This window comes from Streptomyces sp. RB17 (assembly GCF_009604455.1).
GTDB lineage: Bacteria > Actinomycetota > Actinomycetes > Streptomycetales > Streptomycetaceae > Streptomyces.
In genome coordinates, this window is sequence record NZ_WEGL01000003.1 from 395073 (window position 1) to 420222 (window position 25150).

Annotated in this window: 23 protein-coding genes; 11 read left to right on the top strand and 12 right to left on the bottom strand. The window is 71.0% G+C overall.

Going from position 1 to position 25150, the window contains the following annotated elements; all coding sequences use genetic code 11:
• Window positions 1–228: 228 nt before the first annotated feature.
• The gene (gene ilvA, locus SRB17_RS15455) at window positions 229–1458 is read right to left on the bottom strand and encodes a threonine ammonia-lyase (RefSeq protein WP_153538952.1); all 1230 of its coding nucleotides are present in this window, start codon (window positions 1456–1458) and stop codon (window positions 229–231) included.
• A gap of 168 nt (window positions 1459–1626) precedes the next feature.
• Here ilvA and SRB17_RS15460 point away from each other — a divergent pair, with 168 nt between their 5' ends.
• From SRB17_RS15460 to SRB17_RS15470, 3 genes are all read left to right on the top strand, one after another.
• Complete coding sequence (locus tag SRB17_RS15460; protein ID WP_153539747.1) at window positions 1627–2127, top strand: MarR family transcriptional regulator; 501 nt, start codon at window positions 1627–1629, stop codon at window positions 2125–2127.
• A 196-nt stretch (window positions 2128–2323) separates the two neighbouring features.
• Window positions 2324–2827 carry a sigma factor-like helix-turn-helix DNA-binding protein gene (locus SRB17_RS15465; protein WP_323375594.1) on the top strand — a complete coding sequence of 168 codons (504 nt, stop codon included), beginning with the start codon at window positions 2324–2326 and terminating at the stop codon, window positions 2825–2827.
• Between the two features lie 103 nt (window positions 2828–2930).
• Window positions 2931–3179 (top strand): hypothetical protein, encoded by a 249-nt coding sequence (locus SRB17_RS15470; protein WP_323375596.1) that lies wholly within the window; start codon window positions 2931–2933, stop codon window positions 3177–3179.
• 70 nt (window positions 3180–3249) lie between these two features.
• On the opposite strand, the gene SRB17_RS15475 is transcribed toward SRB17_RS15470, so the two are convergent.
• On the bottom strand, window positions 3250–4404 hold the full coding sequence (locus tag SRB17_RS15475) for a cystathionine gamma-synthase (RefSeq protein ID WP_153538956.1): 1155 nt from the start codon (window positions 4402–4404) through the stop codon (window positions 3250–3252).
• Between the two features lie 194 nt (window positions 4405–4598).
• Between SRB17_RS15475 and SRB17_RS15480 the strand changes: the two genes are divergently transcribed.
• The 3 genes from SRB17_RS15480 to SRB17_RS15490 all read left to right on the top strand — a co-directional run bounded on the left by SRB17_RS15480 (window position 4599) and on the right by SRB17_RS15490 (window position 7134).
• Window positions 4599–5717 carry a hypothetical protein gene (locus SRB17_RS15480; protein WP_153538958.1) on the top strand — a complete coding sequence of 373 codons (1119 nt, stop codon included), beginning with the start codon at window positions 4599–4601 and terminating at the stop codon, window positions 5715–5717.
• Window positions 5718–5944: 227 nt separating this feature from the next.
• Window positions 5945–6568 (top strand): DUF6230 family protein, encoded by a 624-nt coding sequence (locus tag SRB17_RS15485; RefSeq protein ID WP_153538960.1) that lies wholly within the window; start codon window positions 5945–5947, stop codon window positions 6566–6568.
• Window positions 6569–6654: 86 nt separating this feature from the next.
• Window positions 6655–7134, top strand: coding sequence for a DUF6114 domain-containing protein (locus SRB17_RS15490; protein WP_323375599.1), 480 nt, complete (start codon window positions 6655–6657; stop codon window positions 7132–7134).
• Between the two features lie 266 nt (window positions 7135–7400).
• Here SRB17_RS15490 and SRB17_RS15495 read toward each other — a convergent pair whose 3' ends face one another.
• Window positions 7401–8723, bottom strand: a complete 1323-nt coding sequence (locus SRB17_RS15495) for a hypothetical protein (RefSeq protein WP_228396076.1) — start codon at window positions 8721–8723, stop codon at window positions 7401–7403.
• 257 nt (window positions 8724–8980) lie between these two features.
• Here SRB17_RS15495 and SRB17_RS15500 point away from each other — a divergent pair, with 257 nt between their 5' ends.
• Window positions 8981–9451 carry a hypothetical protein gene (locus SRB17_RS15500; RefSeq protein WP_228396077.1) on the top strand — a complete coding sequence of 157 codons (471 nt, stop codon included), beginning with the start codon at window positions 8981–8983 and terminating at the stop codon, window positions 9449–9451.
• On the opposite strand, the gene SRB17_RS15505 is transcribed toward SRB17_RS15500, so the two are convergent.
• Complete coding sequence (locus tag SRB17_RS15505) at window positions 9418–10458, bottom strand: NAD(P)-dependent alcohol dehydrogenase (RefSeq protein ID WP_153538964.1); 1041 nt, start codon at window positions 10456–10458, stop codon at window positions 9418–9420. The two genes, SRB17_RS15500 and SRB17_RS15505, sit on opposite strands and share 34 nt — an antisense overlap.
• Before the next feature lie 169 nt (window positions 10459–10627).
• Here SRB17_RS15505 and SRB17_RS15510 point away from each other — a divergent pair, with 169 nt between their 5' ends.
• The gene (locus SRB17_RS15510) at window positions 10628–11539 is read left to right on the top strand and encodes a helix-turn-helix transcriptional regulator (protein WP_153538966.1); all 912 of its coding nucleotides are present in this window, start codon (window positions 10628–10630) and stop codon (window positions 11537–11539) included.
• Between the two features lie 100 nt (window positions 11540–11639).
• Here SRB17_RS15510 and SRB17_RS15515 read toward each other — a convergent pair whose 3' ends face one another.
• The 5 genes from SRB17_RS15515 to SRB17_RS15540 form a co-directional block, all read right to left on the bottom strand.
• Window positions 11640–14879, bottom strand: a complete 3240-nt coding sequence (locus SRB17_RS15515) for a S8 family serine peptidase (RefSeq protein WP_153538968.1) — start codon at window positions 14877–14879, stop codon at window positions 11640–11642.
• A gap of 301 nt (window positions 14880–15180) precedes the next feature.
• Window positions 15181–15864 (bottom strand): ABC transporter ATP-binding protein, encoded by a 684-nt coding sequence (locus SRB17_RS15525; protein WP_153538970.1) that lies wholly within the window; start codon window positions 15862–15864, stop codon window positions 15181–15183.
• A gap of 50 nt (window positions 15865–15914) precedes the next feature.
• Window positions 15915–17378 (bottom strand): ABC transporter permease, encoded by a 1464-nt coding sequence (locus SRB17_RS15530; RefSeq protein ID WP_153538972.1) that lies wholly within the window; start codon window positions 17376–17378, stop codon window positions 15915–15917.
• 155 nt (window positions 17379–17533) lie between these two features.
• A complete protein-coding gene (locus SRB17_RS15535) occupies window positions 17534–18781 on the bottom strand; it encodes a L,D-transpeptidase (protein ID WP_153538974.1) in 1248 nt (415 codons plus the stop codon).
• Window positions 18782–19002: 221 nt separating this feature from the next.
• A complete protein-coding gene (locus SRB17_RS15540; protein WP_153538976.1) occupies window positions 19003–19350 on the bottom strand; it encodes a hypothetical protein in 348 nt (115 codons plus the stop codon).
• Between the two features lie 109 nt (window positions 19351–19459).
• Between SRB17_RS15540 and SRB17_RS15545 the strand changes: the two genes are divergently transcribed.
• Together SRB17_RS15545 and SRB17_RS15550 are read left to right on the top strand one after the other, a co-directional pair.
• The gene (locus SRB17_RS15545) at window positions 19460–19783 is read left to right on the top strand and encodes an LPXTG cell wall anchor domain-containing protein (RefSeq protein ID WP_323375601.1); all 324 of its coding nucleotides are present in this window, start codon (window positions 19460–19462) and stop codon (window positions 19781–19783) included.
• Between the two features lie 42 nt (window positions 19784–19825).
• A complete protein-coding gene (locus tag SRB17_RS15550; RefSeq protein ID WP_153538978.1) occupies window positions 19826–20602 on the top strand; it encodes a hypothetical protein in 777 nt (258 codons plus the stop codon).
• Window positions 20603–20653: 51 nt separating this feature from the next.
• Here SRB17_RS15550 and hutH read toward each other — a convergent pair whose 3' ends face one another.
• The 3 genes from hutH to SRB17_RS15565 form a co-directional block, all read right to left on the bottom strand.
• Window positions 20654–22192, bottom strand: coding sequence for a histidine ammonia-lyase (gene hutH / locus SRB17_RS15555; protein ID WP_153539754.1), 1539 nt, complete (start codon window positions 22190–22192; stop codon window positions 20654–20656).
• A 100-nt stretch (window positions 22193–22292) separates the two neighbouring features.
• A complete protein-coding gene (locus SRB17_RS15560; protein ID WP_153538980.1) occupies window positions 22293–23438 on the bottom strand; it encodes a GGDEF domain-containing protein in 1146 nt (381 codons plus the stop codon).
• Between the two features lie 122 nt (window positions 23439–23560).
• Window positions 23561–24355, bottom strand: coding sequence for an enoyl-CoA hydratase/isomerase family protein (locus tag SRB17_RS15565; protein WP_153538982.1), 795 nt, complete (start codon window positions 24353–24355; stop codon window positions 23561–23563).
• A gap of 181 nt (window positions 24356–24536) precedes the next feature.
• Between SRB17_RS15565 and SRB17_RS15570 the strand changes: the two genes are divergently transcribed.
• Window positions 24537–25136, top strand: a complete 600-nt coding sequence (locus SRB17_RS15570) for a hypothetical protein (RefSeq protein ID WP_228396078.1) — start codon at window positions 24537–24539, stop codon at window positions 25134–25136.
• The last annotated feature ends 14 nt before the right edge of the window (window positions 25137–25150 follow it).

Below are 25150 nucleotides of genomic sequence, written 5' to 3' on the forward strand. Positions count from 1 at the left end.
GGACGGGATTCTTCGGAAAGGCTAGGTTTGCGCGCCCCGGTCCGCCCGCGGTTTTTCCTGCGGGCAGAGGACCGGCGGCATCCACACCATAACGCGATGTATCGCGTCTCTCAATGGGATGGATCGGAGATTGACTCGAACGAGTGGCCGACAGGGTTCCAGCCCCGCGAGCCGGGAGCAGGTGCCGCCGGCCGGGAGTCCCCAGCCATGAGCCGGGAGCCGGGGCTCTCAGGCGATGACCGTGTAACCCGCGTCCCGCAGGGCCTGGCCGACCTCGGCGCAGTGCACCGGGCCCTTCGTCTCGAGGTGCAGCTCCACCTCCGCCTCCGTGAGCCCGAGCCGTGGGTCGGTTCGTACGTGGCTCACGTCGAGGACATTAGCGTCGACCACTGACAACACCCCGAGGAGCGTGGCGAGGGCGCCCGGGCGGTCCGTCAGCCGGAGCCGAACGGCCAGGTAGCGGCCCTGCGCGGCCATGCCGTGCCGCAGCACGCGCTGCATCAGCACCGGGTCCACGTTGCCACCGGAGAGCACCGCGACGACCGGCCCCTCGAAGGTGTCCGGCGCGGCCAGCAGCGCCGCGACCGGGCTCGCCCCGGCCGGCTCCACGACCAGCTTGGCCCGCTCCAGGCACAGCAGCAGCGCGGCCGACAGCCGGTCCTCGCTGACCGTGCGCACCTCGTCGACCAGGTCCCGGACGATCCCGAACGGGACCAGGCCCGGCCGCCCCACCTTGATGCCGTCGGCCATCGTCGCCGGGTTCTCCACCGACACCGGGTGCCCGGCGGCCAGTGACGGCGGGTACGCCGCCGCGCCCTCCGCCTGCACACCGACGATCCTGACGTCGGGCCGGATCGCCTTCACCGCCACCGCGATTCCGGCCGCGAGCCCGCCGCCGCCGATGCCGACGACGATCGTGCGCACCTCCGGGCACTGCTCGAGGATCTCCAGGCCGACCGTGCCCTGACCGGCGATGACGTCCGGGTGGTCGAAGGGGTGGATGAACACCGCCCCCGTCTTCGCCGCATACTCCGCGGCGGCGGCCAGCGTCTCGTCGACCACCTGGCCGTGCAGGCGCACCTCGGCGCCGTAGTCGCGCGTCGCGCTGATCTTCGGCAGCGGGGCGCCCTTCGGCATGAACACCGTGGAGTGCACCCCGAGCAGCGAGGACGCCAGCGCGACGCCCTGCGCGTGGTTCCCGGCGCTCGCCGCCACCACACCGGCCGCCCGCTCCTCCGGCAGCAGCCCGGCGATCCGCACATAGGCGCCGCGCAGCTTGAACGAGCCGGTCCGCTGCAGGTTCTCGCACTTCATATGCACCGGCGCGCCGACGAGTTGGGACAGGTGCCGGCTGCCCTCCATCGCGGTCACCCGTGCCACGCCCGAGAGCATCTTCTGGGCGCCGCGCACATCGTCGAGGGTGACGGAACGCAAGGAGTCAGCCGTGCCGTAGCTCATGACTCCAGCATCGCAGTTCACGGTCGTACACGACGGCTGTGACCAAGCTCCGAGACCGGTTTGTGCAGCGCCGGTACGGCCCGCCGCCGGGCCGCGTACCCTGTCCCCCAACCCAGCAGCCCTTCATGAAGCGAGCCTCCGGCCATGCCCACAACACCTGAAATGTCGATGGACATGACGACCGTCGGTGACACCGGTCTCCTCGACACCCTCCAGCACGAGGTGGCGGTGTTCGCCCGCCGTGCCGAACAGACGCGGCTCGGCGGGGTCGGGCAGGTGCGCAACTCCATGGACCGCGCGGCATACCTGCTGCTCAACCGCCTCGACAAGGAGGGCCCGATGGGTGTCAAGGCGCTCGCCGCGAGCATGGGCATCGACTCCTCCACGGTCACCCGGCAGGTGGCGCCCCTGGTCGACACCGGGCTCGTCAAGCGCACCTCGCACCCCGAGGACGGGCGAGCGGTGGTCCTTCAGCTGTCCCCGCGCGGGGTCGCGCGGCTGGAAGAGGTGCGCTCCTCCCGGCGTCAGCTGATGGCCGAGCTCACGCAGGACTGGGCACCGGAGGAGCGCGAGCAGTTCTGCTCGCTCCTGACCCGGTTCAACGGCGCGCTGTCCGCGCGGATGACGGTGCAGGGGACCACTGCGACGGAACAGCCACCGGCGTCCTGAGGGCGGACACCCCGCCGCACACGCTCCGCCGCGGACGCCACCGCGGTACGCACGGGTCGGTGCCGGAGTCGGTACGCACGGGTCGGTGCCGGAGTCTTGACCCCGGGCCGTCGCTGGCCTCATATGAGACCGGGTCCTGCGTCGTACGCGGTTCACCTGTCCCGTACCGGACAGGGCCCCTCTAGGGGGAGGCGTGGTGCGTGATCGGCAGGGGTCCCGAGGAGCCCGCCGGGCCCGGGAGTTCGAGGCGTTCGTGGCGGGCGCGGCCGGACGCCTCCTGCATGCCGCAACGCTGCTGACCGCGGAGGCACCGGAGGCCAACCCACGCGCGCGGCGCCTGCTGACGCTCGCGCTCGCCCACACCTACGCGCGCTGGGACCGGCTGCACGGGGAGGATCCGTACGACTGCGCCCGCCAGTACCTCGCCACCCGCTTCGCGCGCACGACCTGGCACCAGTACGGCGCCTTCGGCCGCACCCGCCCGGATCCCCGCAGCCCGCTCGCCGCACTCACCCCGCAGGAACGGCTGATCCTGGTGCTGCGCCTCTACGAAGGCGTCGCCGAGCAGCAGGCGGCGGCCCTCCTCGGCCTCCCACGGGAGCGCGTCCACACCATCTGCGACCGCGCGACAGCGACGCTGCTCCACCCACCGAGCCGCCCCACACCACGGACTGCGGGCAGGAAGGTGGCGCCTTCATGAGGGGGCGGGGCGTGGACGGCACAGGGAGTGCCCGGGCCGTGGGGAGCGGGCGGAGCGGGAAGTTCGTCAGAAGCGCGGAGAGCACGCGCATCGGGAGGGCGGCGTGAACCGGCCCCAGCGGGAGGCTGCCGCGCGGCAGATCATGGAGCAGGCCCCGGCACCGGTGCCACCGGACCTGTGCGCGGAGGCGGTGCGCCGTGGCGAGCGCCTGCTGCGGCGCGGGCAGCTCGCCCGCCGCGTGCTGTGGCTGCTGGCCTGCGCCGCGGTCGTCGCGTTCAGCGTGTGGGCGGCCCGGGTGCACCCGTGGACGGAGCCGCCCTCCCAGACGACTCCGTCGATCACGGGCTGGTGAGCCGCGGGCCGATGGCGGCGGTTGCCGATACGGCCGTGAGCCGACGCCCCGCGGCAGGCGTGCGCCGGCGTCAGCCCAGCGCCTGCTGGAGGTCGGCCAGCAGATCGCCGACGTTCTCGATGCCCACGGACAGGCGCACCAGGTCGCCGGGGACCTCCAGTGCGGAGCCCGCCGCGGAGGCGTGCGTCATCCGGCCGGGGTGCTCGATCAGGGACTCGACGCCGCCGAGCGACTCGCCGAGCGTGAACACCTTGGCCCGGTTGCACACCTCGACCGCGGCCTCCTCGCCGCCCTCGACGCGGAACGACACCATGCCGCCGAACGCCTTCATCTGCTTCGCGGCGACCTCGTGACCGGGGTGCTCGGGCAGGCCCGGGTAGAGCACGCTGGTCACGCGCGCGTGCCGGGTCAGCATGTCGGCGATCTTCTCGGCGTTCTCGCTGTGCCGGTCCATCCGCACCGCGAGGGTCTTGGTGCCGCGCAGCACCAGCCAGGAGTCGAAGGGACCGGCGACGGCGCCCATCGCGTTCTGGTGGTAGGCCAGCTCCTCGCCGAGACCCTGGTCGGAGACGATCAGCGCGCCGCCGACCACGTCCGAGTGACCGCCCATGTACTTGGTCAGGGAGTGGACGACGACGTCCGCGCCCAGCGACAGCGGCTGCTGGAGGTAGGGCGTGGCGAAGGTGTTGTCGACGACGAGCTTCGCGCCCGCGTCGTGCGCGACCGAGGCGACGGCGGCGATGTCGGTGATGCCGAGCAGCGGATTGGAGGGGGTCTCCACCCAGACGGCCTTGGTCTTCGGGGTGATCGCGGCCCGTACGGCGGCCGGGTCGCTGGTGTCGGCGACGGACCACTCCACGCCCCAGCGGGTGACGACCTTGGCGAAGAGGCGGAAGGTGCCGCCGTAGGCGTCGTTCGGGATCACCACGTGGTCACCGGGGCTGAGCAGCGTGCGCAGCAGGGTGTCCTCGGCCGCCAGGCCGGACGCGAAGGCGAGGCCGCGACGGCCGCCCTCCAGCGCGGCGAGGTTCTCCTCGAGGGCGGTGCGGGTGGGGTTGGCGCTGCGGCTGTACTCGTAGCCTCCGCGCAGCCCGCCGACGCCGTCCTGCTTGTAGGTCGAGACCTGGTAGATCGGCGGGACGACCGCGCCGGTGAGGGGATCCGCGGTGTTGCCCGCGTGGATCGCGAGGGTCTCGAAGTGCTGACTGATGTGCCTGTCGCTCATGTGCACCGAGCGTAGTGCGCTTGGCCGGATGCTGACGCCCGCCGGGCTCGGGCGGCACCGGCCGAAGGGTTTTCCCTGCGTGAACCCCGTCCGGACGCCGTCACCGGAGTGGCCTGTCATGAACGGCTACGGAGTTTTCCACAGCCTCGCGGCGGGGTTGGCCAATTGTCGGCGGCGTCTGGTTCGCTTGGGGCATGGCGATTCTCTGGCTGGTCATGGCGCTGCTCATGCTGAGCTTCGTGCTGCTGTCGATCGCGCGACGCAGGCGCGGGGTGATCGAGCAGGTTCCCCCGGGGCACCCGGACGCCGCCGACCCGGCGGCCTACGGCTTCGTGCGCCAGGAGGAGCTGGACCTGCGCATGCCCGGCCCGGACCAGGATCTGCTGGACGTCCTGGAGTTGGTGCAGCGCACGCAGGACTATCGCGCGGCCTCCCAGCTGCTGGCCGGCACCGAGACCGAGGGCGAGCTGCGCTGGCAGCGGGTGCAGGCGTTCGCGGGCGCGGCGGCGCTGGAGCTGCAGCAGCGGCCCGGCGGGGTGCACGAGACGCCGGGCGGCCAGTGGCTGCGGGTGTGGCGGGCCGAGCAGCCCAAGGACGCGGGCTGCGCCGCCGTCTACGCGGAGTTCCTGGTGCAGCAGGCCTGGCGGACGGCGACGCCGGGCACGGACGACTTCCGGATCATCATGGAGGAGGCCCGGGACGCGTGCGGGCAGGCGGCCCTGCTGGCCCCCGGGGACCCGGTGCCGTACATCGTCGAGCTGTCCATCGCCCGTGGACTCGCCTATTCCCAGGCCGAGTTCGACCAGCTGTGGCTGAAGATCCTCGACCGCGCCCCGGACCACATGGGCGCGCATCTGGCGGCGCTGCACCACTGGTGCGAGAAGTGGCACGGCTCGCGCGAGCAGGCGTACGCCTTCGCCGAAGCCGCCGCGGCCCGCGCGCCGCAGGGCTCGCTGCTCGCCGCGCTGCCGCTGTTCGCGGTCTTCGAGCACCTCCCCGAGGTGAACCTGGTGGCGAGTTTCTACCAGAGCGAGGTCGTCACCAAGGCGATGCACGGCGCCCTGCACGCTGTGCACGCGGCCCGCCGCGACGACCCGATGCTCGCGCACGTCCGCCACCTGCTGATCTTCTTCCTGGTCCGCGCCGAGCGCTGGCAGGAGGCCATGCGCCAGCTGATACACGTCGACGGGCACGTCGGCGCACTGCCCTGGACCCTGTCCGCCGACCCGGCCGCCGAGTTCGCCCTCTACCGCGCGCTGGCGGTGGCCGGTTACGAGGCGAACGGCGGCAACCCGGCCACCCTGCCCGGCTGACCCAACGGCACCAGGCCCCTCCCCCTCGCAGCACGGTGCTCCTCGCCCGGGAGCTGCGCCTGCGCGCATCGCCCGAAGGGCCGACCACCGTGTGCGTCACCCGTACGGCGGCCCTGGCGTGCAGCCGATTGCCACAACCGGAAGCCTAGGATCCGTCACTGGGCAGCAAGGAAAACACCTGCTTTGTCCAGGTAAGGGCGGATCGCGCCATGACCGAAGGAGACGGGATGTCGCACCGCGTCGGCAAGACCCGTTGGCGGCGCTTTGTGGCAGTGCTGGTGCCCAGCGTCGCAGCCTGCGCGGTCCTCGGCATCGCCATGGGACAGGGCGTACTGGCCGCGTCGTTCCTCATTTCCGGCAAGGAGTTCCAGGTCACCGCGGACACGCTGACCGCTCGCGGGCTCAGCGTCTACAGCGTGGTGGACGCGACCAGGCAGGGCGGGCGTGTGCCGGTGACGGTCAACGGATCCCGGCACTCGACGATCAGCCGGCTGTGCCAGTCCGTACTGGTCGAGGTCCCGGTGCTGGGCGTGCAGACGCTGAAGATCACCGGCGGAAACGAACGACCGGTCGAAGCGTCGAACCTGTTCCTCGACACGACATTCCAGTCGGCCGGGCAGGCGGAGTTCAGGGGCCTCCAGCAGGGAATCGCGCAGGGGGACATCACCAAGGGTCCGATCGAGCCGGGCGACAGGAACTCGCCCCTCTTCGACCCCAACGGCTTCGGGCAGCAGGCGTCGTCGGTGACCCTGACCGACGTGCGCCTGACCGCGGTCGCGCTCTCTGCCGGTACGTTCACCATCCCCGGCCTGCGCGTGCAGATCGAGCACGGCCGTCACGAATGCTTCTGAATCCCGGGCGGGCCGAACCTGCCGAACGCCCCCACAGTTGCCCCGCACGACCCGTGCGTACGCCGCACCGCTGATCAGGAAGGCACGTGATCACCAACCTCTTGGGCAGACACCCCCGACCACGCGTCACCGCAGCGCGCGCCCGGCACAGATTCAGAACCTGGCGTGCCGAACGTCCCTTCTGGGCGGGGCTGTTCACCCTGGCGGCAGGGTTGCCCATCCTGTACTGGCCGTACGCGAATCTGGACCTGGGCGGAATTCCGCTGGCGCTGTCGACCACGTCCGGTGCCGCAGCCCTGATCATCGGAGTCCTGCTCATCACGCTAGGGTTCACCCTCTGGTACCAACCGCATCTCCGCGTGTTCGCCGGGATTGCCACTCTCCTGCTGACCCTCATCTCCTTCCCCGTCGCGAACTTCGGCGGCCTCTTCCTCGGACTGATCACCGGTCTGATCGGCGGCTCCCTGGCCTGCTCCTGGACTCCCGTCGCCACCGAACCGTCGACGGCGCCGACGGACCGCGCCGCCACGGCCGTCCCACCAGGAGAAACTCAACGTGACACCTGACCACGCCGGTTAGCCGTGGGATCAGTCGAACGCCACTACCAGGCGGACACCGTCATCACCGAAGCGGCCTGCCAGAGTCGCCGTCGTAGTAGTCGGTGTCGACGCCGGGGTGACGAAACTCGATGCCGCCATGGATGTGCTCACGACGCGGCACCGTAACAGCGCCGGCCCGGACGGGCACCTGAGTTCGTCGGCAGATCAGCAACGGAGGTTGCCGGTGAGGAAAGCCGGTGGCTCGCAGACGGACCGGCAGCGCGCCTGCGGCGTCAGCGCGGGATGCCCGCATCGTCCAGGTACTGGTGCATGGTTTCCGGAGGAAGGCTTGGGTTGCTCAGGGCGCGGGAGGCGGTTTCCGGATTCCGGCAGCTTTGGAGGATGAGGTCGACCGGCAGCGCGGGGTGCGCGGCGGCCATGGCACGAACACGCTCGTCGGGGTCGGCGAGCAACCGGACCACTGCGTCGACGGGCGCTTCGGAGTCGAGTCCCACCAGCCCCCGTTTGCCCGGGTCCGGGTCGTCGGCGAAGCGCTGTCCGTTGCCCGTACGCGGGAAGTTCGGGTGGCGCAGGAGATCGCCCTTGGTGATGACCTTGCAGTCCAGATACGTCTGCAGCACCACCTCGCCGTCGACGGTCGGTTGGTTCTCGCACAGCAGGAGGCGCACGGGGTAGTCGTCGTCCTTCGAGAGCAGGTCGACGGCGTCGGCAGGCAGATGCCGGCTGCAGGCGGCGCTGCGCCGTAGCAGGGTGTTCGCCGAGCCGGCGCACCGGCGCAGGACGTCGGGATCGGCGCAGAGGCGTACCCATTCGACGGGAGGGAGCCGGTCGGACTGCTTGACGGTGATGTCGATGGCGGTGCGTTCGGCCTCTGTCAGTTCGGGTCGCACGGATACCGCCAGCCGGACGCTGTGCGCGTCGTCGTTCGCCAACGTCCTGACGATGTCGATGGGAACGTTGAGGTTGGCCGCCAGCTCCCGCCGGTCCTCCTCTTCCGCGCTTGCCGCGAGTCGTTCCGCGGTCGCCGCGGTCATGGCGCCGTACCGGATCACATCCTGCCTGGCGAAGCGGCCGATGTCTGCGCTGAGAAGAAGGTCGGTACAGCCCGCGTCGTCGCGGCAGGTCTCCGTCATGGCCGCCTGGCGTACTTCGTCATCCGCGTCGCGGAGCAGACGGCTCCGGGCGTCCTCGGAAAGCAAGGCCCACTGGCCGCAGGCGGCCCGGCGAAGGTCCGCGTCCTGGTGGTCGGCGAGCCCGGCGACCAGGCTCGGAGCTGTGTGGCGACAGAAGGCTGCGCTGCGGCGGACCCGCGGTTCCGGATCGGCAAGCAGGCGCTGCTGGACGGACAGGGGCAGCGACTGCACAGGGACGCGGAACCAGTCGGGTCCGACGGCCAGAGCATGGCGGACCCGTGGATCGGGATCGTCCACGAGCCGGGCGCGTTGTTCCGCCGTCACCGCGGGGTTCGCAGCGAACGCCGTCCGCAGCCTGCGGTCGGGATGCGCGACGACGGCGTTCACCACCTCGTCCGGCAGAGCGCGCCAGGCGATCATGTCCCAGGCCGCTTTCGCTTCCTCGCACAGCAGCCGGATCAAGACCCCGGCCGGCGCCGCGGGATTTCGCGCGAGCGCAGCGATGGTCCCGCCGTGACCGCAATTGCCACACATGGTGCCCCTCCCCGTGCGCCCCCCGGCGTCACGGACCGACCGTACACACTCGCCCGGAAGCCGGCTGCCATCTCCGGTACGCCGTAGGCGGTGAGCGACGGTGTACGGCCGGCCGTCACCTTGGCGGATGGGATGGAGGTCAGGTCGGGTTCTCCGCCGGTGCCGCCGTCGCCGCACGGCGGGCCGTGGTCGGCGGGTGGCTGGTGGACGGGGTGCCGGTGTGCCCGGGGGAGACCGGGGAGGACCTGGCGGAGGTCGAGGTGCGGGCGGGGCTCGGGCTGGTGCCGTTCGCGGTGGACGTCCACGCCGCCCGGTGGGGGACGCTCGCGCGGCTGGTCACGGTGGTCGGGCGGGGCGCGGCGCCGTACGGGGTCGCCGTGGACGAGAACACCCTGCTCCACGTGGCGGACGGCGAGGTCCGGGTGGCGGGTCCGGGACGCGCCCATGCCGTACGGCCGGACGGGGACGGGGGCGTGCGCGTGCGGTCGTACCGCGCGGGAGAGGGGTTCTCGAGCGACTGGGCCGGATTGCACACCCCGTCGGCATCGGCTGGGCCGATTGCACACCCCCGTCGGCGGGCCGTACCTGCTGTGGTTGCCGGTACGGCCCTGTGGCGGGCCGGTCAGATCGTCGCCGTGTCGATCACGAAGCGGTAGCGGACATCGCTGGACAGCACCCGCTCGTACGCCTCGTTGATCTCCTCGGCGCCGATCAGCTCGATCTCGGCGCCCAGGTGGTGCGCGGCGCAGAAGTCCAGCATCTCCTGGGTCTCGGCGATGCCGCCGATCATCGACCCGGCGAGGGTCTTGCGGCCGCCGATCACCGAGAACAGGTTCAGGGCGATGGGCTCCTCGGGCGCGCCCACGTTGACCAGCGCGCCGTCCACCTTCAGCAGCGACAGCAGCGCGCCGAAGTCCATCGGTGCCGAGACGGTGGAGACGATCAGGTCGAAGGTGCCGGCCAGCTCCTCGAAGGTCTTCGGGTCGCTGGTGGCGTGGTAGTGGTCGGCGCCCAGCTTCAGGCCGTCGTCCTTCTTGCGCAGGGACTGCGAGAGGACGGTGACCTCGGCGCCCATCGCGTGCGCGATCTTGACGGCCATGTGGCCCAGGCCGCCCAGTCCGACCACGGCGACCTTCTTGCCGGGGCCCGCGTTCCAGTGCTTGAGCGGCGAGTAGGTGGTGATGCCGGCGCAGAGCAGCGGGGCCGCCACGTCCAGCGACAGGCCGTCGGGGATGCGCACGACGTAGTTCTCGTCGACGACGATCTTCTCGGAGTAGCCGCCGTAGGTGGGCTCGCCGTCCCTGCCGACGGCGTTGTAGGTGCCGACCATGCCCTTGAGGCAGAACTGCTCCAGGCCCCCCAGGCAGTTCTCGCACTCACGGCAGGAGTCGACCATGCAGCCGACGCCCACCCGGTCGCCGACGGCGAACTTCGTCACACCGGGGCCGACCTCGGAGACCACCCCCGCGATCTCGTGGCCGGGCACCATCGGGAAGATGGCCTCGCCCCAGCCCTCGCGGGCCTGGTGGATGTCGGAGTGGCAGATGCCGGCGAACTTGATGTCGATCAGGACATCGAACTCGCCGACCGCGCGCCGCTCGATGGTGGTCCGCTCCAGCGGAGCCTTCGCGGCGGGCGCGGCGTACGCAGCAACAGTGGTCATGCCGGGGTTCTCCTAGCAGGTGCTTCCGTGCCCGGTTGCCTTCCACCGGGTACGGCCCCAGCCTGCCGGAGTCCGCGCGGGCCACCCAGACCACGCCTTTGCGTACGACCGCTGTGCCTACCACTGGCGGGGTCAGGCTCCTGCGCGTACGACCAGGAATACTGGACGTATGGACCACAGGGACTCAGAACCGCGGGCAGCGGCCGCCGCCGGGCGGTCGCTGGACCGGCGGGCCGAGCTGAGCGAGTTCCTGCGCAGCCGGCGGGCCCGGCTGAAGCCGGAGGACGTGGGGCTGCCCGACTTCGGGCGGCACCGGCGGGTGCCCGGGCTGCGCCGCGAGGAGCTGGCCCAGCTGGCCGGGGTGTCGGTGGCGTACTACACCCGGCTGGAACAGGGCAACGGACGGAACGTCTCGGCGGAGGTCCTGGACTCGATCGCCCGGGCGCTCAGGCTGACGGACGCCGAGCACGCGCATCTGACGCATCTGGCCAAGCCGAAGTCGCACAAGAAGAAGCCTGCGGCGCGGCAGCAGCAGGTCCGGGTCGCGCTGCGGCAGCTGCTGGACACGTTGGACGGCGTACCGGCGTACGTCGTCGGGCGCCGCTCGGAGATCCTGGCCTGGAACCGGATGGCGGCGGCGGTCTTCGGTGACTGGGCGGAGCTGCCGGCGGGCGAGCGCAACTGGGCCCGCCTGGTGTTCCTGCGCCCGGACTACCGCGAGCTGTTCATCGACTGGGAGCAGAAGGCGATCGACATCGTCTGCGCCCTGCGCATGGACGCGGGCTGCCACCCGGACGACCCGAAGCTGTCCGCACTCGTCGGCGAGCTCTCCGTCAAGAGCGAGGAGTTCCGCCGGCTGTGGGCGACGCACGACGTCAAGGAGAAGAGCCATGGCGTCAAGCGTCTGCACCACCCGCTGGTCGGCGATCTCGCCTTGAACTTCGAGTCCTTCCGCCTGCCGGACGACTCGGAGCAGTCGCTGATCACGTACCACGCCGAGATGGGCTCCCCGTCCGCCGACTCCCTGCGCCTCCTGGCCAGCTGGGGCACGGACGCGACCCGCGCGGTGCCGTCGGCGTAGGGCCTTCGTACGACACATTCGTACGACGCATTCGTACGACGAAGGGGCACCCGGAGCCTGTGCTCCGGGTGCCCCTCGCTCATTCAGCGGGCGCTGCGGCTCACTTGCCGAAGTACGCGTCGTAGATCGTGATCTCCGACGTGTCGCCCTTCCTGTCGGTGATCTTGGAGCGGAACGAGACGGACTTGCCCTTCGCCGGGTTCTTCACGGTGATCCTGCCGTTCCGGACGTCGACCTTGGTGAAGGTCTTGCCGTCGTAGGAGACGTACACCGCGAGGGACTTCAGGTCGCCGCCGGCGGCCGAGCCCTCGACGGTGACCGGGAAGGTGACCGTCCGGCCGGCCGTGACCCGGCTGTCCAGGTCGGTCGTGGCGCCGTAGTGCAGGACGGAGGCCGGGAGCTGTACGGCGGTGCCGGACTCCTTCTTGGAGCGGAAGGTCCAGGTCGCGTCGATCCGCGAGGAGGCCCGGGCGACCTGCGCCGAGCGCCTGACCGAGGTGGTCAGCCGGTACGCGGCGTCACCGGCCGGGACCTTGAAGGTCGCGTCGCCGAACAGCGGGTCCTCGGTGGAGCCGACCTTGGTGCCGTCCCGGTACAGGGTCGTGTGCACCGAGGTGAACTCCGAGTACCCGGCGTGCCTGCCGGAGTCGGCGAACAGCGGCAGCGAACCGTAGATCTCGTTGCCGTTGCGGAACAGCCCGAGGTCCTTGTCGACGTGCGGGCCGAAGACCGCGGTGTTGACCGTCCTCGTGTAGCTGTGGCCGGCCTTGAAGGAGGACTGGCCGAGGGTGTAGCCCGCGTCCTGGACCGGGAAGCCGTCCTGGTCGCGCCCGCCGTACTGGCTGAAGTCGAGGTCCCACAGGACGCCGCCGACCGCGGACACGTGCAGGGTGCGGGTGCCGGGCAGCTGCTGCGGGATGTCGACGGAGGAGGCGCCGGAGCTGCCGGGCAGCCAGCCGGTCGCGGCGATCGAACCGGTCTTGCCGCTCGCGGCGGCACCGAGCCGGGCCTTGACAGTGGCCAGCTCGCTCGCCTTCCAGTGCTTGGTGTAGCCGGTGGCGAGCTGCCTGACCGGGCCGCCGGAGGTGACGTCGTACTCCTCGCTCGTGCCCTTGCTCCAGTGCCCGTCCCACTGCTGGAACAGCTCGCCGGCGGGCAGCCGCGGGCCCAGGTGGGCGGTGCGGAAGTTCTTGTACGAGTCCAGGAACCAGTTGTAGCTGTACCAGCCGTCGTCGAGCGTCAGGGTGTACCCCGGCGCGGCGAACTCCGATTTCACGCCGGAGGCCGGGACGGTGACGTCCACCGGCTTGGCCTTGCGTGCGTCGATCGTGACGGTCTGCTTCTTGGAGACGGTCAGCTTCGGCGCGGCGATCCAGTCGGTGCCCTTGGTGCCGTTCTTGTCCACGAAGACGGCGGAGTTGAGGATGTACGTGCCCTTGGGCGCGCGCACCTTCACCGTGCCGGACTTGTCGTACGGGCTCAGCTCGGTGCCGCTCGCCAGACCGGACACACCGCTGAGGTCGGCGGTGTAGTACGGGGCCGGCCTGCCGTCACGGCCGATCACCTTCAGCGTGATGTCGTACGACTCCACCTCGCGCTGCACCGCGGCGGCCGTGCGGACACTCTGGCCGGCGCCGGTCGCGGTGACGTACGCGGAGTAGGCGCCGTCGAGGGTGCCGCCCAGCTTGGTGTCGACCGTGAGGCCGACGGAGGCCTTGCCGTGCGCGGGGACCGTCAGTTCGGTCGCGGCGAGCTTGAAGAAGCCCGACGGGGCCGCATGGCCCTTGGGGTCGAGGGCGGTGCTGCTCAGGGTGAGCGTGACGTCCTTGTCGCCGAGGTTGCGGTACGTCACCTTCCTGGTGACCGGCTTGTCGTCGGTGTGCGGCCACTGCTGCATCCCGAAGTTCACCGAGACCGGGTCGGCGATCACGGTCTGCCGGTAGGCCCTGTCCACCGCGATACGGCCCGAACCCTGCTGGTACGGCGTGTAGTTGCCGCCCTTGGCGGAGCCGGTCAGCGCGCCCTTCAGCTCGGCGTAGCCCCAGTCGGGGTGCTCCTGCTTGAGGATCGCGGCGGCGCCGGCGACATGCGGGGTGGCCATCGAGGTGCCGGAGATGGTCAGGTAGCCCTCGGGCTTCTCGCCGACCTCCTTGTCGATGACGCTGCCCTTGGCCGCGGCGGCGGTGATGTCCACGCCGGGCGCGGTGACGTCGGGCTTGATGGCGCCGTCGCCGAGGCGCGGGCCGGTGGAGGAGAAGTCGGCGAGCTTGTCCTTCTTGTCGACGGCACCGACGGTGAGCGCGGCGTCCGCGCTGCCCGGTGAACCGATCGACTGCGGCCCGTCGTTGCCCGCGGCGATCGCGAACAGGATGCCCTTGGTCGCGGACAGCTTGTTGACCTCGGCCTCGAGCGGGTCGATGCCGGGGCTGTCGTAGCCGCCGAGGCTGAGGTTGACGACGGAGGCGCCCTGCTGGGCCGCCCACTCCATGCCGGCGAGGATGCCGGAGTCGTCACCGGAGCCGGTGTCGTCCAGGACCTTGCCGTTGAGGATCTCGGCGTCCGGGGCGACACCCTTGTACTTGCCGCCCGACTTGGCGCCGGTGCCCGCCACGATGGAGGCGACGTGGGTGCCGTGGCCGTAGTGGTCGGTGGCGTCGGCGGCGCCGGAGAAGTTCCTGGACGCGATCACCTGGTCCTTGAGGTCCGGGTGGCTGGTGTCCACACCGGTGTCCAGGACGGCGACCTTCACGCCCTTGCCGGTGTAGCCGGCCTTCCAGGCGACCGGGGCGCCGATCTGCGGCACGGACTTGTCGAGGGAGGCCTTGCGGACGCCGTCGAGCCAGACGTGCGCGATGCCGGAGGCGGTGGTGTTCCCGTCGGTGACGGCGTGCCAGAGCGCGGCGGTGTCCTCGACCGGCGTCTGCACGGCGTCGGCGTCGAGGGCCGCGAGGCTGCGGCGCAGATGGCCGGCGCTACGGACGTCCGCCTTGGCGGTCCGGGCGGAGCCGTTGTACCCGACGATGACCTTCAGGCCGTTCTTCTGGGCCCGGCGGTTCGCCGCCTTGTTCAGCTCGGTGACGTCGAACAGGCGTTGGTCCAGCTTGCCGGAGGCGATCAGGTGGGCCGCGTCGACCGGGACGACCAGCGTGTGGCCCTCGGTCCTGCGGACCTGGACGGGTATGTGCTCGCGGCCCTTGGCCCGCTGGAGGCCGACGATCCGGCCCTTGGCGTCGAGGGCGACGCGGTCACCGGTGATGAGCGTGACATGGGTCTTCGCTGTGAGCGCGGAGGCGGCGGCCGGGCTGCGCTCCGCGGGCTTCGCCGACGCCGGGCTGGTCATACCCGCTGCGAGGGCGACGGCTGCGGCCGTGGCCACACCGGCCGCAGCAGCTCTTTTCACTTGTCTGCGCAAGATCTCCCCCTGGAGATGAGGTACCGGGCGAATTCCCCGTTCACCCGGCCGGGGGTGGTCTCGTACGCATATACGTCGCCCCCCGGATCACGCAGTATGCCGGGGGGCGATCAGACGGCTCAATGGATGAGAGGACGGTAAGAAGGAGCGACGGGAAACTGTTACGCCGTGGCCGGGACACCGTTACACAACCGCGAAGTGCGGTGACTGCGAACGGCGTTGTGGACCGTCAGGCGCCCGCGTTCTCCCTCACAGTGATCCTTCCCTTGCGGATGGTGGCCACCCGCGGGGCCTTCTTCGCGATCGAGGAGTCGTGGGTGACCATGATGAAGGTCAGCCCGTGCTCCTTCCACAGGCGTTCGAGTACGTCCATGATCTCGTCCCGCATGCCCTCGTCGAGGTTGCCGGTCGGTTCGTCGGCGAGCAGCACCTTGGGCTTCTTCACCACGGCCCGGGCGATGGCGACGCGCTGCTGCTGCCCTCCGGACATCTCGCCGGGGAGGTGGGAGAGGCGTTCACCGAGGCCGACGGACTTCAGTGCGTCGGCGGCGAGTTCGCGGCGTTCCTTGACCTTGATGCCGAGGGGGACGAGGGCCGTCTCCACGTTCTCCTGGGCGGTGAGGGTCGGGATGAGGTTGAAGGACTGGAAGACGAAGCCGATGTTCTCGCTGCGGACTCGTGTCAGCCGGGCCTCACTGAGCTTGGCCAGGTCGATGCCGTCCAGGACGACTTCGCCGGAGGTGGGGCGGTCCAGGCCGCCGAGCATCTGCAGGAGGGTGGACTTTCCGCCGCCGGTGGGTCCTTGGATCACCAGTCGGTCGCCGTCGCCGATGACGAGATCGACTCCGTCGAGGGCGTCGACGGTGTCCTTGCCTCGGGTATAGCGCTTGGTCACGTTTCTGAGGTCGTACATGGGGGCTCCTGGGGAGGGTTCGGGGTGGTGCGCTTCAGGGCCGGCTTCGGCTACTCGACTCGGCGCAGCGCGTCCGCCGGACGGAGCCTCGACGCGCGCCAGCCGCCGAACGCGCCGGCGATGAGCCCACCGGCCACCGCGAGGCCCACCGCCAGGGCGATCGTCGTCAGGCTCACCGGTGCCGTGAGGGCCACCTCGAGGGTCTTGGCCGCGCTTCGCCCCGGCCCGCCGAATCCGCCACCGCCCGCCGGTCCCCCGCCGAAGCCGCCACCGCCGCCCCCGCCGCCGCCCAGCTGGGCCTGCAGCGTCGGGCTGATCGCCGTGACGGCGTACGCGCCCGCGAGCCCCAGGGCGATGCCGAGCGCGCCGCCGACCAATCCGTTGACGACGGCCTCGCCGACCACCTGCCGGGTCACCCGGCCCGACTTCCAGCCCAGCGCCTTCAGCGTGCCGAACTCACGGACGCGGCGGGAGACCGCGGAGGAGGTCAGCAGGCCCGCGACCAGGAACGCGGCCACCAGCACCGCGATGGACAGCCACTTGCCGACCTTGGTGGCGAGGGAGGAGGCGGTGGACAGCGAGCCGGAGACCGTCTTCGCCAGGTCGGAGGAGGTGGTGACCGTCGTACCGGAGACGTTCTTCTGGATGGCGCTCTTGACGGAGTCGATCTTCTGGGAGTCGGTCGCCTTGACGTAGATCGTGGTGACCTTGTCCTTGTTGTCGCTGAGCGTCTGCGCCTGCTTCAGCGGGACGTAGAGGTTGGCCGCCGCGTCGCCGCTGTTCGCGGTCGCGATGCCGATCACCTGGTACTTGACGTTCTTGATGGTGACCGTGCTGCCGACCTTCAGCTTCTTCTCCTTGGCGTACGCCGAGTCGGCGACGGCGACCTTGGCATCGGTCTCGGTGGTCCTGAAGGCACGGCCGCTGGTGATCTTCGAGGAGGTCAGCGGGCCGAGCGCCGGCCGGGTGACGTCGGTGCCGTAGACCGAGTACTGGTTGACGTCGAAGTCGGCGCCGCCGCCGACGACTTTGCCCTGCGGGGACTGGCCGCCCTGGCGCCCGAACTGCTTGCCGCCGCCGCTGCCGTCCTGCTGGAACTTGCCGCGGGTGAACTGGCCGTCGACCTTCACCACGCGCAGGCTCAGACCGCCGACGGCGGACGAGACGCCCTGCTGGTCCGCGACCTTGGTGACCGTCGAGGTGGGCAGGGTGGTGAAGCCCTGCGCCATGACCAGGTCGTTGCTCTGCGACGAGTCGTCGCCGGAGCCCTTGGCGTCGAACTTGAAGTGCGGCCTCTGGGCGCCGGAGCCGTCCGGGCTCGCCGCCTTGGTGACGGTCATGTCCGTACCGAGGCCGTACAACGACTGCAGGACCTTGTCCTGGGCCTTCCCCATGCCGCTGGACACGGAGTTGACCACGATGACCAGCGCGATGCCGAGCGCGAGGCCGGAGGCGACGACGAGGGCCGCCTTTCTGCGGCGGCGCAGTTCGCGCCTCAGGTAGGTGAAGAACATGGCCCGCAAGCTAGGGACGGACCGTGACGGCACCCTAAGGCCGGCATAAGAGATGGATGAGAAGGCTGTTCCTGCGCCCATGAAGCGCCCGGAGAGGGCTCAGAAACGCCGGTGCCGCCCTCGGAGGGCGGCACCGGGAAGCTGTGGGGGAACCGTCAGACGGCCGAACCGGCCTTCCACTGGGCCCAGTCCATGTTCCAGCCGTTGAGGCCGTTGTCCGGGGCGACGGTCTTGTCGCCGGTGTTCTGGACGACCACGACGTCACCGATCAGCGAGTGCTCGTAGAACCACGCGGCCGGGGTGCTCGGGTCGCCGGCGCCCTTGGCGTCCTGCAGGCCGACGCAGCCGTGGCTGGTGTTGACGCTGCCGAAGACGGACGGCGCGCCCCAGTAGTTGCCGTGGATGAAGGTGCCGGAGGTGGTCAGGCGCATGGCGTGCGGCACGTCCTTGATGTCGTACTCGCCCTTGCCGTCGGAGTCCTTGAAACCGACGGTCGCGCCGTTCATGCGGGTCTGCTTGAACTTCTCCGAGATCACCATCTGGCCCTCGTAGGTGGTGTGCTCGGGGGCGCCGGCGGAGACCGGGATGGTCTTGACGACCTTGCCGTCCTGCGTGACCTTCATCTGCTTGGTCTTCGCGTCGACGTAGGAGACCTGGTTGCGGCCGATGTGGAAGGTGACCGTCTTCTGCTGGACGCCGGTGACGCCGGGCGCGCCCTGGACGCCGTCGAGCGCGAGCTTCAGGGTGACGGTGGAGCCTTCCTTCCAGTACTGCTCCGGGCGGCAGTCCATGCGGTTGGCGTTGAACCAGTGGCAGGCGACCTCCTGGCCGCTGCTGGAGGCCACCGTGACGCCCTTCTGCACGGCCGCCTTGTTGGTGATCGCCTTGTCGAAGTTGATCGAGACCGGCATCCCGACGCCGACCGTGGAGCCGTCGTCCGGGGTGAAGGTGCCGATGAAGCTGTTGGCCGGGGAGACGGTGGTGAAGGACGCGTTCTCGTTGGCTATGCGGCCCTGGGTGTCCTTGGCCTCCGCGGCGACCTTGTAGGTCGTGGAGCGCTGCAGCTGGACGGTGGGCTTCCAGCTCTTCTTGTCGGCGGAGAGCTGACCGGCGACGGCCCTGCCGTCCTCGGTGGTCATCGTGACGCCGGTGAGCGTGCCCTTGCTGACCGTGACGGCGGCGGAGTTGTTGATGGACGCGTTGTCGGAACCGTCCTTCGGCGTGATCGTGATCTGCGCCTCGGAGGACTTCTTCGCGGCCGCCGCGTCGGCCTGAGCCTGCGAGGATTCCCCCTTGTCGGACGCCTTGGCCTTGCTGCCGCCGGAACAGCCCGTGAGGGCCAGGACACCACCGAGCAGTGCGGACGCGGCCATCAGGCCCTTGCGCCGCTTACTGTCCGTCATCACACGCTTCTCCATCGTCGCCGATCGCCGAAAAACCCCAAGATCCCCCGTAAGAACCTTCAACGCCACGGCCGTGCCGTCCCGTTCCAGATCCTCTGGATCTGTGGGGCACACCACGTCCGCGGTGCGCGGGTGGTGCGAGGGTCGGTCCGTGCGTCCCCCTGGGACGACGAAACCCCGGACGGCGGTTGCCGTCCGGGGTTGCAGGTGCCCCGAAACGCTCAGCCGATGCCGTCCTCTTCTTCTTCGTCGCCCTCCCCATCTTCCTCATCCAGGTCCCAGTCCGGCGAGTCCGGGTCGTAGTCGATCCGCTCACTCGACCAGGACGCCTGCTGGAGCTCCACCCCGGGCACCTCGCTGACCAGGTCGAACGGGTCCACCAGATACGCCAGGGCCTCCGCGGTGTCTTCCGTCACAGCGGCCTCGGCCTGGGCCCGCTCCGACGCCGGCAGCTCCGGATCGGTGGCGAGCCGGCGCAGCGCGGCCTTGCCGACCGCGTCCTCGTCCTGCACCTCGAGGACCAGCTCCACCCGAAGCCGCACAAAACGTGATGTGTCTTCAGCACTCATGGCGGGAGCGTACGACTGAAACCTCCCGTGACTTTCCCGTGACCCGCGACTTTCACTAACATCACTGCCCACGGCCAATTCGCCAGCGTCACAAGGGGATCGATATTCCGTGTCATCCGCTCGCCGTCCGCTGCTGACCGCCACCGCGGCGGCCACTCTGCTGTGCGCCCTGTGGTTCGTCCCGTCCGCGAACGCGTCGCAGGACTCCTCCGGCAGAGCGGGCACGGACGCCTCCGCCACACACCTGACCCAGCAGGCCAGGGCGGTGTCGCAGGCGACCGCCGAGACCGCACGGGAGGCGGCGGACGACACCCAGCTCGCCGACACCGGAAGCATCGACACCACGCCGTACGTCGTCGGCGGCACCCTCTTCCTCGGCGTGGGCGCCGGCTTCGTGGTGTATTCGGTGCGCCGCGAACGCCTGGGCTTTTAATTTCCCTTGACGATCCTTTGACGGTTCCCACATAGTTCGCCCATGAAGAGATCATCGGGCGTACGGCTGTGCGCCGCAGCGGTTCTTGGTGCACTGTCGTTCGCCCTTGTCACGGGCTGCTCCGGCGGGGGTTCGGGCGGGGACGCGAAGGACCCGGGCACGGCCGCGAAGGCGCTGAGCGCCGCGGAGTTGAAGAAGCTGATCATCGCCCAGGGCGAGGTGCCCGGGTTCAAGGTGGGGGCGGTGCCGGCCACCCGGTCCAGGGCCATCACCACCGACAGTGCGTCGTGCCGGCCGCTGGCCCGCGTGATGAGCGGGCTTCCGCCGGTCGACGCGGCGGCCAGGACCGACCGTATGGCCATGGAGAACCAGAAGAAGTCCCCCACGGCCAAGCCGACCTCCCTGGACGACCTCGACGAGGGGAAGTTCGAGGAGGCGATGCACAAGTCCCTGGACCGGGACGTCACCACGGTCACCCTGGCCTCGTACGACGGGGACGGCGCCGAGAAGGCCCTCGCGTCGGTCGCCACCGCCGTCAAGGGCTGCGCGAACGGCTTCTCCGGCAAGCAGGCCGGCACGACGGCACGGTTCACCAAGGTCGCCGAGGAGAAGGCGACGGGCGCCGGGGACGGGTCGGTGGCGTTCACCGCGACCATGGACTCGGACGACGGGGACGCGGCACCCGTCCACGCCGAGGTGGTCCGGCTGGGGAACACCCTCTCGGTCTACTTCACCTCGAACCTGGGCGCGATGATGGCCAAGAAGACCTACACGGTGTCGCCGGAGGTCGTGAGGGCCCAGCAGGCCAAGCTGAAGTGACGCGGCGACAGGGCCCCGCACACGGCAGGGCCCTGTCCTCGCGCGGAGACGTTACTGCAGCGGGCCGGTGACCGACTCCACCGCGGCGACGAGGTGCCCGCCGCGCACGAACGCGTCGGCGGCGGCCAGGTCGGGCGCCAGGAACCGGTCCGGGCCCGGGCCCTGCACACCGGCGGCACGCACGGCCTCGATCACGGCCTGGGAGGCGGGCGCCGGGGTGAGGCCCTCGCGCAGCTCGATGGCGCGGGTGGCCGCGTACAGCTCGACGGCGATGATCCGGGCGAGGTTGCCGACGGCGGTGCGCAGCTTGCGCGCGGCCGACCAGCCCATGGACACGTGGTCCTCCTGCATGGCGGAGGACGGGATGGAGTCCGCGGAGGCCGGTACGGCGAGCCGCTTCATCTCGCTCACCAGCGCGGCCTGCGTGTACTGGGCGATCATCAGCCCGGAGTCGACACCCGCGTCGTCGGCGAGGAACGGCGGAAGCCCGTGGCTGCGGTTCTTGTCCAGCAGCCGGTCGGTGCGGCGCTCGGCGATGGAGCCGAGGTCGGCCGCCGCGATGGCGAGGAAGTCCAGGACGTAGGCCACGGGCGCACCGTGGAAGTTGCCGTTGGACTCCACGCGGCCGTCGGGCAGCACGACCGGGTTGTCGACGGCGGAGGCCAGTTCGCGCTCGGCGACCAGCCGGGCGTGCGCCATGGTGTCGCGCCCGGCGCCGGCGACCTGCGGGGCGCAGCGCACGGAGTAGGCGTCCTGGACGCGGGGGGCGTCGTCCTGGTGGTGGCCGGTGAGCTGCGAACCCTTCAGCACCGCCAGCATGTTGGCGGCGGAGGCACCCTGCCCCGGGTGCGGGCGGATGGCGTGCAGCTCGGGGGCGAGCACCTTGTCCGTGCCGAGCAGCGCCTCCAGGCTGAGGGCGGCGGTGACGTCGGCGGACTTGTAGAGGGTGTCGAGGTCGGCGAGAGCCATGACCAGCATGCCGAGCATGCCGTCGGTGCCGTTGAGCAGGGCCAGGCCCTCCTTCTCACGCAGCTCGACCGGCTTGATCCCGTGCGCGGCGAGCAGCTCACCGGCGGGCCGTACGACACCGTCGGGGCCCTCGGCGTCCCCTTCCCCCATGAGGGCGAGGGCGCAGTGGGAGAGCGGGGCCAGGTCGCCGGAGCAGCCGAGGGAGCCGAACTCGTGCACGACCGGGGTGATCCCGGCGTTGAGAACGTCCGCCATGGTCTGCGCGACCTCGGGCCGGACGCCGGTGTGTCCGGAGCAGACGGTCTTCAGCCGCAGGAACATCAGGGCCCGTACGACCTCGCGCTCGACCCGCGGGCCCATGCCGGCGGCGTGCGAGCGGACGATGTTGCGCTGCAGCTGGGCACGCAGCTCCTGGCTGATGTGCCGGGTCGCCAGGGCACCGAAGCCGGTCGAGACGCCGTAGACCGGGTCCGGCTTGGCCGCCAGCGCGTCCACGATCTCGCGGGCGGCCGCCAGGGCTGCCACCGCCTCGGCCGACAGCTCGACGCGGGCACCGCCGCGCGCCACGGCGAGCACGTCGGACGCCGTGACACCCGACGTCCCCACCACCACAGTGTGCATATCCATATTCAGGAGCGTACGCATTGAATGCGGAGATGTCACTAGTGGAGTACGGGAGCGACCCTTACCGATCCGTGTGGCCTTCGCCTCAACCACGGAACTACGGCCGGCGCCCCCGGAACCGGCGCCGCTCGGCGGGCGACACGTGCGGCGGCTCGTCGGCCAGCCGTACGACGGGATCCTCCCGCCCGCCCCGGCCCGCGACCACGGGCCGGTCGGCGCGCAGGGCCTTGGCACGGTACTGGGCGGCATCGGCGAGCCGGAACAGCCGCCGCGCGTCCCCCACCTCGCCGATCGGATCCTCGGTCGAGGCGACCCCGCACGCCACGCCTTCCCCCAACTCCAACTCCCCCGCCCTGCGGCACAGTTCATCGGCGGCCTTGACCACGTCGTCGGCGGGCGGCCCGACGGCCAGCAGACAGAACTCGTCCCCGCCGAGCCGCGCGACCAGCGCGCCCGGCACCATGGCGCCGCACAGCGAGAGCACCGAGCCGAAGCGCTCGAGCAGCCGGTCCCCGACGGCGTGCCCGAGGGTGTCGTTCACCCGCTTCAGCCCGTTGAGATCGCACACGACGAGGCTGACGACCACGCCCTCCGCGCGGTGCCGCTCGACCGCCTCCTCCAGGCGCACGTCCACGGCCCGGCGGTTGGCGAGACCGGTGAGGGCGTCGGTGTACGCGAGCCGCCGGGCCTCCTCCAGCCGCTCGGTCTGCGCGAGCCCGGCGGCGGCGACGGCGGCCAGGACGGTCGCGAAGTCGGCGTCGCCCCGGTCGAACACGGGGGCCTTCACGGGCCGCGCGACGTACAACTCGCCCCAGGCCCTGCCGTGCAGCAGAACCGGCGCGACCACGCAACACCCCCGGCCGCGGCGGCGCAGGGCGGCGACCCGCCGATGGAAGTAGCCCGGGGTGCCGGCGGCCGTCCCCTCGGCGGTCTCCACCCATGCGTTGGGTCCGCCCCCGCCGGCCCACCGCTCGTGCAGGAACTCGGTGATCTCCGGGAACTGGTGCACCGGGTAGGCCTCGGACTCGGGGAACTCCTCCTCGTCCGGGCGCCTGTCCCCCACGTTCACGAGAACGCGCAGCCGGCCCAGCTCACGCTCCCACACCGACAGCGCGGCGAAACTGCCGTCCAGCGCTCGGCAGGCGCCGAGTGCGGCGGCCTGCCATGCCCCTGCCGGGGTGTGCGCCGCTGCCATGCCTTGCGCCAACGCCACGACTGCGGCCAGCCGCTTGTCCTCACCCATTACTCCAGATTAGGGAGGATTTGGGGTAATCGGGACATTGGTGGGGCGATCAGGTGGGATGTTCGGCCACGAGCTCGGGAAGTGCGGACCACCCCTCCAGGGCGCTGCAGTACACGGCGTTTTTACTCGCCGGGCCACTCCGGCTTGCGCTTCTCGTTGAAGGCCGCCACGCCCTCCGCCCGGTCCCCGGAGAACGCCACGGTCCGCCATGCCGCGTCCTCGACTTCCAGGCCGGCCCGCAGATCCAGCCCCTGCCCCAGCCGCAGTGCACGCTTGGCCGCCCGCAGCCCGACCGGGGAGTTGCCGGCGATGGTGGCGCCCAGGGCGAGCGCCTCCTCGCGGTCGCGGCCCTCGTCCACGAGCCGGTCGACCAGCCCCAGCCCGGCCGCCTCCGCAGCCTCCAGCCGCCGCGCGGAGAAGATCAGCTCGGCCGCACGCGCCGCCCCGACCCGGCGCGGCAGCAGCTGCGTACCGCCACCGCCGGGGATCACGCCCACGGACACCTCCGGCAGCCCCACCACCGCCGTACGGTCGGCCACGATCAGGTCGCAGGACAGGGCCAGTTCGAAACCGCCGCCGAGCGCGAACCCGTGCACCGCCGCGATCGTCGGCATCGGCAGCTCCAGCACCCCGGTGTACGCACCGCGCGTCACCGGCCGCTGCCGCAGCAGATCCGCGTCGCTGAAGGAGTTCCGCTCCTTCAGGTCCGCGCCGACGCAGAACGCCCGCTCGTGGGACGAGGTCAGGACCACCACGCGCGCGTCCCGGTCGGCGGCCAGCGCCGTGCACGCGGCGGAGAGGGAGCGGGCCATCTCCGTCGAGACGGCGTTCATGGCCTTGGGCCGGTCCATGACCAGCTCCGCGACATGCCCGTGCCGCCGCACCAGCACGAACTGACCGAACCGCTCCTCGCTCATGACACCCTCCGGCTCACGTGTTAACGCGGGTTAACTCCCTGTCGGTCCGATCATCGCAGTCGTACCCGATCCCGGGAAAGTCCAGGGGGCTACGCCCGTTCGAGTGACATCCCGGCCGTCTCACCCCACATCACCCACAGGACCGCATAGCGTGCGTCCGCGACTGCGGGGAGGGAAAACCATGACACCGATACCGGACGATGCCGCAGACACCGATGTGACCGACGGGTCCATCCTGCGGCGCGGGCGGCACCGCAAACCGCGCCCCCGCAAGGTCCTGCTCGCCGCCGGCGGTCTCGCCCTCGCGGCGGGCGTGCTCAGCCTGGTCCGGGTCTCGCCGGAGTCGGGCGTCGGCGCCCCGGGCACGGCGGAGGCCGAGCCCCGCGTCGGCGCGGGGGGCGGCGCCACGGACCACGCGTCGGACACCGCCGCGACCGTCTCCGCCGACCCCACCGCACTGCCCTCGGCGACCTCCGTCATGGGCGGCAGAAGCCCCGCACCGACCCCCACAAACTCACGCTCAGGGCCGGCCGCTTCCGGGACATCGGCGGACGGCACCGCCGTACCGACCGCGACCACCCTGCCGACCGCTCCGGGCTCCACCCCGGACACCGCACCACGACCGTCGGCGTCCACGTCCGCCCCGCGCCCGGCCCCCACCACTGTCCAGCCCGCGCCGACCACCCCCGCACCCACCCACAGCTCGACGGACCCGGGCCCGGGCGGGCTGTGCGTACCGGTGCTCGGCCTGTGCGTGGACGTACTCGGCGGCGGCCACTAGAGGGGCTCTGCGGC

Coding starts and splice junctions, on each gene's coding strand:
- SRB17_RS15530 (WP_153538972.1), bottom strand. CDS start 17,378: ATGTTCTTCACCTACCTGAGGCGCGAACTGCGCCGCCGCAGAAAGGCG.
- SRB17_RS15535 (WP_153538974.1), bottom strand. CDS start 18,781: ATGACGGACAGTAAGCGGCGCAAGGGCCTGATGGCCGCGTCCGCACTG.
- SRB17_RS15485 (WP_153538960.1), top strand. CDS start 5,945: ATGTCGCACCGCGTCGGCAAGACCCGTTGGCGGCGCTTTGTGGCAGTG.
- SRB17_RS15565 (WP_153538982.1), bottom strand. CDS start 24,355: ATGAGCGAGGAGCGGTTCGGTCAGTTCGTGCTGGTGCGGCGGCACGGG.
- hutH (WP_153539754.1), bottom strand. CDS start 22,192: ATGCACACTGTGGTGGTGGGGACGTCGGGTGTCACGGCGTCCGACGTG.
- SRB17_RS15505 (WP_153538964.1), bottom strand. CDS start 10,458: ATGACCACTGTTGCTGCGTACGCCGCGCCCGCCGCGAAGGCTCCGCTG.
- SRB17_RS15480 (WP_153538958.1), top strand. CDS start 4,599: ATGGCGATTCTCTGGCTGGTCATGGCGCTGCTCATGCTGAGCTTCGTG.
- ilvA (WP_153538952.1), bottom strand. CDS start 1,458: ATGAGCTACGGCACGGCTGACTCCTTGCGTTCCGTCACCCTCGACGAT.
- SRB17_RS15460 (WP_153539747.1), top strand. CDS start 1,627: ATGGACATGACGACCGTCGGTGACACCGGTCTCCTCGACACCCTCCAG.
- SRB17_RS15560 (WP_153538980.1), bottom strand. CDS start 23,438: ATGGGTGAGGACAAGCGGCTGGCCGCAGTCGTGGCGTTGGCGCAAGGC.
- SRB17_RS15550 (WP_153538978.1), top strand. CDS start 19,826: ATGAAGAGATCATCGGGCGTACGGCTGTGCGCCGCAGCGGTTCTTGGT.
- SRB17_RS15510 (WP_153538966.1), top strand. CDS start 10,628: ATGGACCACAGGGACTCAGAACCGCGGGCAGCGGCCGCCGCCGGGCGG.
- SRB17_RS15525 (WP_153538970.1), bottom strand. CDS start 15,864: ATGTACGACCTCAGAAACGTGACCAAGCGCTATACCCGAGGCAAGGAC.
- SRB17_RS15475 (WP_153538956.1), bottom strand. CDS start 4,404: ATGAGCGACAGGCACATCAGTCAGCACTTCGAGACCCTCGCGATCCAC.
- SRB17_RS15515 (WP_153538968.1), bottom strand. CDS start 14,879: ATGACCAGCCCGGCGTCGGCGAAGCCCGCGGAGCGCAGCCCGGCCGCC.
- SRB17_RS15570 (WP_228396078.1), top strand. CDS start 24,537: ATGACACCGATACCGGACGATGCCGCAGACACCGATGTGACCGACGGG.
- SRB17_RS15540 (WP_153538976.1), bottom strand. CDS start 19,350: ATGAGTGCTGAAGACACATCACGTTTTGTGCGGCTTCGGGTGGAGCTG.